The sequence below is a fragment of the Acinetobacter sp. GN11 genome (genome assembly GCF_054823985.1).
In genome coordinates this window covers 1-912 of record NZ_JRVL01000296.1, presented here as the reverse complement: position 1 = coordinate 912, position 912 = coordinate 1, and the positions used below count along the sequence as shown (strand labels likewise).

General features: G+C 38.8%; 1 protein-coding gene. It reads left to right on the top strand.

Going from position 1 to position 912, the window contains the following annotated elements; all coding sequences use genetic code 11:
- A partial coding sequence (locus tag NL42_RS18465) for a GGDEF domain-containing protein (protein ID WP_461313858.1) occupies positions 1-912 on the top strand: 912 nt, incomplete at both ends.

Sequence of the window (912 nt, the reverse complement as noted above, 5' to 3'; positions counted from 1 at the left end):
AAAAAATTAAATCAGTATTTTGATTATTATGTAGGAATTGGCTCAGCTTTAGCGGTAGCAATTACTTTTATTTTAATTAACGTTATTGAAAATGGCCAAGAGAATGTTCTTTTTCATGCGGCGATGATGTATGCGATTGTAATTATCTATGGTGCAGTAGGTATGCGTTTTTATACCGCCATATTTGCTGGATGGGTTGGAGGACTTGTTGGAATTTTGGCAAGTAACTACTTAAATGGGGTAATCGACTGGACTTTCTTGAACCGAACTTACACCTTCAGTAGTTTCTTGGGAATGACCCTTGCCTATGCAACTGACCGCCAACATCGAGAAAACTACTTACAAAACTGCATGATCGAGCTGAATCGCATTGAACTCATGCAACAAGCCCAGCAATTATCTTTACTTTCACAGCAAGATGCACTCACTGGTTTAGCCAATCGACGGTATTTAGATGAAACACTGGATAATGAATGGCGACGTGCTTTGCGACATGAAACACCGCTCACCATTATGATGGTCGATATTGATTATTTTAAATCTTACAATGACACGTTAGGTCATCTAAAAGGTGATGAGTGCTTAAAAGAAATCGCAATTGCTATTTCTTCTATTGCTGCCCGTAGTGGTGATCTAGTAGCACGTTATGGCGGCGAAGAATTTTTACTGTTATTTCCAATGACAAATGCTCAGCAAGCTTTGATCCAAGTTGAACGTTTAATGAGTGCGATTGATAAAATTGCAATTGAGCACCCTTGTAGTGATGTTTCACCACATGTCACCATTAGTGTTGGAGTCGCAACTACAATTCCTCGTCTAAACGATTCAATTTCTGCTTTTGTAGCGCGTGCTGACCATGCTTTGTATAAAGCAAAAACAAATGGGCGTAATCAATATAAAATCGCTGTAAAC